Below are 7319 nucleotides of genomic sequence, written 5' to 3'. Positions count from 1 at the left end.
GTCACGTCGGGCTTCGTCGTCGGCGAGAACTGCGTCGTCGGCGAGAACACCCTCCTCACCCCGCGCATTCCGGTGTACGACCTCGTCGAGGAGACGGTGCTCTACGGCGAGTTGCCACCCGAACGGCGGGCGTTCACCCGCTTCGTCGAGTCGTCGATCGGCGACCACGACCTCTTCGACGGCGGCGCCTACAAGCCGGCGGTCGTCGCGACCGACCTCGAGGACCGAACCCTGGGGGCGACGGAACGCGAGGAGGTGCTGCGCGAATGAGCGGACGGGCGGGGGCCGGTGGACGGCCGAGTGGCCGCGGACGGGCGGAGGTAGGTGGGTCGTGACCGACCCAGACGGGACGGCCGAGACTGCTCCCTCCGACGCCGAGACCGGCCCGGCCGTCCGCCGGCTCGCCGACTGGGACGCAGTCCTGCTCCGCGAGCTGGCCGACGAGTTCGAGACGCCGCTGTACGTCCTCGACCTCGATCGGGTCCGGGCGAACTATCGCCGACTCGCCGCGGCGTTTCCCGAGGTGGAGATCTACTACGCCGCCAAGGCCAACGCGCTGGGTGAGGTCTTCGCGACGCTCGCCGACGAAGGTGCCGGCGTCGAGTGCGCGTCGGCAGGCGAGGTACACCGCGCGCTCGCGGCTGGCGTCCCCGCCGACCGGATCCACTACACAGCGGTCAACCCGCCGGGTCGAGACCTCGACTACGTCGTCGACGCGGCGGCCGAGGACGACGCCCTGACGATCACCGCCGGCGCAGCGGACACGATCGACCGACTCGCCGACCGCGGCTACGACGGCCGGCTCTGTCTCCGGGTGAACCCCGGCATCGGCGCGGGTCACCACGAGAAGGTTCGGACGGGCGCCGACGCGAAGTTCGGCGTCCCCGCCGAGCGGGCCGTCGAAACGCTGGCCGACGCCGCCGACCGCGGCTTCGACGTCGTCGGGATCCACGCGCACGTCGGATCCGGCGTCTCGGGCGACGCCCTCGAGGCCCACCGGGAGTTCGTGGGGCGGGTCAGGGACCTCGCCAGAGCGGTCGCGGGAGCGGTCGGTGACCTGGAGTTCGTCGACGTCGGCGGCGGGTTCGGCGTCCCCTATCATGAGGATGAGCCGCCAATCGACCTCGAAGGGGTCGCCGCCGCCACCCGAGAAGCGCTCGGCGAGGTCGACGCGCGCCTGATGCTCGAACCCGGTCGCTACCTCGTCGCCGACGCGGGCGTCCTCCTGACGGCGGCGAACACGGTGAAGGAGGCGCCCGGGACGATCGTCGTCGGCGTCGACGCCGGGATGACGACCCTCCTGCGGCCCGCGCTGTACGACGCGTACCACCCGATCCGGTCGCTCGCAGCGGGTGCGGACGATCGCGAAACGGTTCGGCAGACCATTACGGGACCGATCTGCGAGAGCGCGGACGTCTTCTGTACCGACCGTCCCCTCCCACGGATCGGCCGCGGCGACCTACTCGCGATCGGCAACGCGGGCGCCTACGGCTACGAGATGGCGAGTACCTACAACTCTCGGCCACGACCGGCGTCGGTGACGATCGCGGACGGGGAGGCGCGGCTCGCGCGCCGTCGCGAGCCGCTCGCCGACGTGAGCCGCCTCGAGCGACGCGTTGAGGAGGCCACGGCCGGAGCGACCGCACCACCGGAGGTGGACCGATGAGTGAGACCGATTCCGACCTCGATCCGATCCCGTTCGAGAAGTACCACGGTACCGGCAACGACTTCGTCGTCGTCGACGCCAGCGATCGGGTTCCCAATCGGCGAGCCTTCGCCGAACGCGTCTGCGATCGGACGTCCGGAATCGGTGCCGATGGCGTTCTCTTTCTGGCCCTCGAGACCGAGACCCGGACGCCGCGCGTCGTGATGACGCTCTTTCAACCGGACGGCTCGACGGCGCCGATGTGCGGTAACGGCGCCCGCTGTGCGGCCGCCTGGGCGATGGAACGAACCGGCACCGAGCGGGTGATGGTCGACACGCAGGCGGGCTCCCGGCGCGCCGAACGAGCGGGTGAAGAGATCGCGATCGAGATGGGTCGACCGTCGTTCGCTCCCGCGGACGTTCCGATCGACGCGGACGGGCCGGTTGTCGAGCGAGCGGTCGAGGAGCTCGGAGTGACCGACGACACCGCGATCATCGGAACGGACCACGAGGGCGAACGCACCAGACCCGAAGACTGGGCCGGGCTCACCGTGACCGCCGTCGACACGGGCGTTCCCCACACCGTCGTACTCGTCGAGGACGTCGACTCGATCGCGCTCGAGGCGGTTGCACCACCGATCCGTCACGCGGACGCCTTCCCTCGCGGAACGAACGTCACGCTGGCGAGCCCGGCCGACGGCGGCTTCCGCCAGCGGACCTACGAGCGCGGCGTCGAGGGCGAGACAGACGCCTGCGGGACGGGCGCAGTGGCGGTCGCGGCCGTCGCGCGGCGGCTCGGATTGACCGATGTCGACGCAGTCACGGTTCGCCCGCCGGGTGGCGAGCTCCGGGTTTCGTGGACGCCCTCTGATCGGGCACTCCTCGAGGGTGCCGTCGTCAGGGAGTTCGGTGACGAGATTTCGGTCGCGGAGTCCTGGTGAGCCGTCGTGTCGACCGGTGCACCTGACAGGTCCGCGTTCGACCCGATCGACTTTCTCGAACGGGCGGTGGCGACGCCCTCTCACGAGAACGTCGAGGAGATGCACAATCTCGTCGTCGAGACGTTGGCGACGTACGGCGTCGACTCGCGCGTCGACGACGCGGGGAACCTGATCGCCTCGCGTGGAACGGCCACCGACGCCGGTAGTGCTGATGACAGCCGGGTCGCCGGTCGGTCGGAGAGTTCGACCAAGCCCCCGCACCTGCTGTTCAACACGCACCTGGACACGGTGACGCCCCACGTCCCCCTCGGGTGGCGTGACGACGGAGAGCGACTCTGCGGGCGCGGGTCGTGCGACGCCAAGGGACCGCTGGCGGCGATGCTGGCGGCGTTTCTCCGGACGGATCCCGGCGCCGGCCGACTGACACTCGCGCTGACGCCCGACGAAGAGCGGCTGTCGACGGGTGCCCACGCGCTCGTCACGGACCACTCGTCACCGATCCACGTCGCTGACGGCGTGATCGTCGGCGAGCCGACCGGCCTCGACGTCTGCACGGCCGCGAAGGGCCGGTTCGAGGGAACGATCACACTGACCGGAGCGAACGCCCACGCCGCCGAACCCGACTCGGGGCGAAACGCCGTCGCGGCCCTCGAGGGGGTGCTTCGCGCCCTCCGGACGTTCGGTGAAGCGCCGGGGACGCCAGACCGACACTCGGAACTCGGCGCGCCGACGCTGACGCCGACGGTCGTCGCCGGCGGCGAGGCGACCAATCAGGTGCCGGCCGACTGCCGGCTGACTGTCGACCGCCGGAGCGTCCCGCCGGAGACGGCCCAGGACTTTCGCGACGCGCTGCTCGCGCACCTCCACGAGCAGCTGACGGCGCCCGTCGACGTCGACTTCGAGTTCACCGACCGCCCGACGCCGTTTCTCGAGGCCTGGGCGACCGACGCCGACGAGCTGCTGGTCAGCACTCTCGCCGATCACGCCGGAGGCGACGTGCGCCCGTTTACCGCGGCGACGGAGGCCGCCTACTTCGCCGCACGGGTGCCGACGGTCGTCTTCGGGCCCGGCGTGCTGGCGGACGACGACGGCGCCGTCGCTCACGCCGACCGCGAGTACGTCACCGTGGAGTCGGTCGAGCGGGCGGCGACTGCACTCGAGGGGACGGCTCGCGCGTTCGTCCACCCGGCGGGCTAACCGCTGTTCGGTAACGAGTTCGACGGTCCGATGGCGCTCCGGAACCGCTCGCCGGTTCGTCGCCGGCGGCGACGTGGAGCCAGCCGTCGACGATCGCCGTCCCGGCGACCACCGGCGGCCTCCAAACCCGGTCATCGAGTTCGTATCGCCACTCGCCGTCGTGAGCTGCGAGCGGATCGGCGTCCGGCACTCGGCCGGTAGTTGCGAGATCGCCAACCGCGACTGAACACTCGCGTTCGGGTGGTCCGTGGTCGCTCTCGACGGGTTCGGCGTCGTCGCTTTCGCCAGCGAAGTCGACGTCGAGATAGCCCGCCAGCACGCCGACGCCTCCGACGGTCACGAGTGACGTCGGCCTCTCGAACGTCTACTCACCTCGGCTTGCTGATTCTAAAATTTCGCGTCGAGTTAGCTTCGCCGACCGGTCGCACAATAGCGGATCTCGCCGGCTCAGGCCTTGACAACGACGCTCTTTCCGACCATGTCACCGAGCCGTTGTTCTTCGTCGCTCGCCGCAACCAGAATAATTCCGACGATGTAGAAGAACGGGAGCATGTCGACGATCCGCAGGACGTTGCGGATGACCGCCCCCTCGAAGTCGAGATCGTCGCCGTTCGCGGTGGTCACCCGAATATTGACGAGCGACTTGCCGAGCGTCTGTCCGTTGTTAGCGCCCTCGAGCGCGACGAAATAGGCGAGACCGATGCCCATGAGGGCAAGGTTCGGCGTGGAAAACCAGCCTCCACCGGGCAGACCGAATAAGGTGACGACGATCATTGCGCCGACGATACCGATCAGGATCGAGTCGATGATGAGCGCGACTGCCCTGCTGCCCAATCCCGCGTACTCCAGGCTTTCAGTTGCCATAGTTGGAAACGTGGATACCCCATCATAAAGGTTGATTACTTTCGCATTTAAAAATATTAAAATATTTAATGTGTGCTGTGGCTGGGCAGTCTTCGGTCACCGACCACTCACTTCGCCTGGTTCGCTCGGCCATCGTGCCGCCGATTTCGTTGTCCGTCATACGTTTTACGTCGGTGTACGATCATTGAGGCCACATGGCAGTTCACAAACGAGCGGTTCAGCAGGGCGGATTCCGGACGGACTGCACCGGACGCTTGCGGAACGGGGATTCGAAGGGATGCGTGCACCCGACGCCGGCGGGTGAGCGAGCGTGACCGACGCGGAGGCGCTCTCGAACGAGGCCCTCACAGTGCGGGTGAGCGACGACGAGCTGGTCATCGAGGCGACGATCGACCGGCCCGAGCGGCGCAACGCCCTCGGCGAGGCGGTGATGACGGGTCTGCACGGGGTTCTCGTCGCGGCCGACGACGGACCCGCTCGCGTCGTCGTCATCCGTGGCTCCGGCGGAACGTTCTGCTCTGGCGGCGACATGAGCGAGTTCCCGATCGGTCAGGGCGCCCAGGACTACCGCGAGGGGTTCGGCGCCCTCTCCGGACTCGTCGAGCGGCTGCAGGCCACCGACGCGCTGACCGTGGCCGCCGTCGAGGGCCACTGTCTGGCGGGCGGGCTCGGGCTCGCCACCGCCTGCGAGTTCGTCGTCGCGAGTGAAGACGCGACGTTCGGGACGCCCGAGGTCGAAATCGGCCTCTTTCCGGCTCAGGCGATGGCGCCGATCATGCGAACGGTGACGGAGAAGGCCGGCCTGAAGCTGCTGTTTACGGGTGAGCGGATCGACGCCGTCGAGGCCCACCGGATCGGGCTCGTCACCGATGTACACCCGTCGGAGACGTTCGACGAGGAACTCGAGGCGCTCCTCGACACCCTGGCGGCCAACAGCCCCGTGCTGATCGCGATGGGCAAAGAGGCCTACTACGCACAGCGCGGGATGGAGTTCGGCGCGGCGCTCTCGTATCTCAAGGAGATGATCGCGCTCATCGCGATGAGCGACGAGACCGAGGAGGGGATCGACGCCTTCCTCACCGACAGAGAGCCGGAGTGGCGGGGGCGAGAGCCGTGACGGAGTTCTACGCGCGCCAGGCGTCGACGAAGGGCAACGACCCCCTGCGGGTGGTTATCTCGGCGGCGCTAACCGGCGCGCTGACGACGCGCGATCAGTGTCCGGCGATCCCGTACACGCCCGAGGAGATCGCCGAGCAGGCCGCCGCCGCCCGCGAGGCCGGCGCCGCCGTCGCCCACGTCCACGCCCGGACGCCGGAGGGTGCGCCCACCTTCGAGACCGACACGTACCAGGCGATTTACGACGAGGTGCGCGACCGCACCGACATCGTCTGCAACTTCTCGACCGGCGCGATGGGGACGCCCGTCGAAGACCGCCTCGACTACGTCCAGGGCGTCGGCCCCGACGTGGCGGCGCTCAACATGGGATCGATGAACTACGCGAAGTACTCCGAGCGCCGCGGGGAATACGTGTTCGACATGGTGTTCGAGAACCCCTTCTCGGAGATCACCGAACTCGTGGAGGGCATGACCGAGGCGGGCGTCGTCCCCGAACTCGAGTGTTTCGACACCGGCCACATCGGCAACATGCGCCCGCTCCGCCAGGAGGGGCTGCTCGGGGACGCCTACACGGTGAGTCTCATCATGGGCGTCCTCGGCGGGATTCCCGCCACGGTCGAGAACCTGGCCCACCAGGTGCGCCAGCTGCCCGACGATGCCCCCTGGCAGGTGATCGGCATCGGTCGCGACCAGTGGCCGCTCGTCGCGGCCGCCCTCTCGATGGGCGGCAACGTCCGCGTCGGTCTCGAGGACAACTTCTACTTGCCCTCCGGGGAGATGGCCGACGGCAACGCGGCGCTCGTCGCCGAGGCGGCGAGGATGGCCCGGCAGCTGGGTCGCGAGCCGGCGACGCCCGACGAGGCCCGCGAGATTCTGGGGGTGGCCTAATGGGCACCGGTGAGGAGGCGTGCCCCGGGGATGCCGACGAGCCGCAGACGTTTCCCGAAACGCCCCCCAGCACCGACCTGTTCGCCGACGACCTCCTCGCGGGCGAGACGGCGCTCGTCACCGGCGGCGGCACCGGCATCGGTCGGGCGCTCGCGCTCGCCTACGCCGACCACGGCGCCGACGTGGCGATCGCGAGTCGATCGATCGATCACCTCGAACCGGTCGTCGACGAACTCGAGGCTCGGGGCGCCGACGCCTGCGCGACGACCGTCGACGTCCGCGAGCCCGACGAGGTCGAGACGATGGTCGAAACTGTCCTCGACGAGCTCGGCGACCTCTCGATCCTGGTGAACAACGCCGGCGCGAACTTTCTCGCGCCCGCCGAGGAACTGTCTCCGAACGGCTGGCGGTCGGTCGTCGGCACCATCCTCGACGGCACCGCCAACTGCACGTTCACGGCGGGCGATCACCTCATCGAGCGCGGCGGCGGCGCCATCCTCTCGATGGGAGCGACGAACTCGGTTCGGGGCGCGCCCTACCACGCCCACTCCGGGGCCGGCAAGGCCGGCGTCCACAACCTGATGCAGACGGTGGCAGCCGAATGGGCCGAGCACGGCGTGCGGGCGAACACGGTCGCCCCGGGCGTGATCGCCACCGAGGGCGTGATG

General features: G+C 69.3%; 7 protein-coding genes and 1 pseudogene. 7 read left to right on the top strand and 1 reads right to left on the bottom strand.

Going from position 1 to position 7319, the window contains the following annotated elements; translation table 11 throughout:
* From QZT59_RS05615 to QZT59_RS05600, 4 genes and pseudogenes are all read left to right on the top strand, one after another.
* Window positions 1-270, top strand: a pseudogene (locus QZT59_RS05615) (2,3,4,5-tetrahydropyridine-2,6-dicarboxylate N-succinyltransferase); the annotation flags it as partial.
* Between the two features lie 61 nt (window positions 271-331).
* Window positions 332-1666 (top strand): diaminopimelate decarboxylase, encoded by a 1335-nt coding sequence (lysA, locus tag QZT59_RS05610; protein ID WP_290812564.1) that lies wholly within the window; start codon window positions 332-334, stop codon window positions 1664-1666.
* Complete coding sequence (dapF, locus tag QZT59_RS05605) at window positions 1663-2586, top strand: diaminopimelate epimerase (RefSeq protein WP_290812562.1); 924 nt, start codon at window positions 1663-1665, stop codon at window positions 2584-2586. Before lysA ends, dapF begins: the two co-directional genes overlap by 4 nt.
* Window positions 2587-2592: 6 nt before the next feature.
* Window positions 2593-3783, top strand: a complete 1191-nt coding sequence (locus tag QZT59_RS05600; protein WP_290812560.1) for a M20 family metallopeptidase — start codon at window positions 2593-2595, stop codon at window positions 3781-3783.
* Between the two features lie 447 nt (window positions 3784-4230).
* Here QZT59_RS05600 and QZT59_RS05595 read toward each other — a convergent pair whose 3' ends face one another.
* Entirely contained in the window at window positions 4231-4647 is a 417-nt protein-coding gene (locus QZT59_RS05595) for an RDD family protein (protein ID WP_290812558.1), read from the bottom strand.
* 310 nt (window positions 4648-4957) lie between these two features.
* Between QZT59_RS05595 and QZT59_RS05590 the strand changes: the two genes are divergently transcribed.
* From QZT59_RS05590 to QZT59_RS05580, 3 genes are all read left to right on the top strand, one after another.
* Window positions 4958-5764, top strand: coding sequence for an enoyl-CoA hydratase-related protein (locus QZT59_RS05590; protein WP_290812556.1), 807 nt, complete (start codon window positions 4958-4960; stop codon window positions 5762-5764).
* Entirely contained in the window at window positions 5761-6651 is an 891-nt protein-coding gene (locus QZT59_RS05585) for a 3-keto-5-aminohexanoate cleavage protein (RefSeq protein ID WP_290812554.1), read from the top strand. The genes QZT59_RS05590 and QZT59_RS05585 overlap by 4 nt, the downstream gene beginning before the upstream one ends.
* The coding region (locus QZT59_RS05580) for an SDR family NAD(P)-dependent oxidoreductase (RefSeq protein WP_290812552.1) at window positions 6651-7319 on the top strand (669 nt) is incomplete at its 3' end. The genes QZT59_RS05585 and QZT59_RS05580, both read left to right, overlap by 1 nt.

This window comes from Halovivax sp. (assembly GCA_007119345.1).
In the GTDB taxonomy this organism is placed as follows: Archaea; Halobacteriota; Halobacteria; order Halobacteriales; family Natrialbaceae; genus Halovivax.
Note: the sequence above shows the minus strand (reverse complement) of the source record. Positions and strands in the feature narration are given on the sequence as shown.

Excerpts from the sequence above, each read along its gene's own strand:
- dapF (WP_290812562.1), top strand. The coding sequence starts at position 1,663 with ATGAGTGAGACCGATTCCGACCTCGATCCGATCCCGTTCGAGAAGTAC.
- QZT59_RS05595 (WP_290812558.1), bottom strand. The coding sequence starts at position 4,647 with ATGGCAACTGAAAGCCTGGAGTACGCGGGATTGGGCAGCAGGGCAGTC.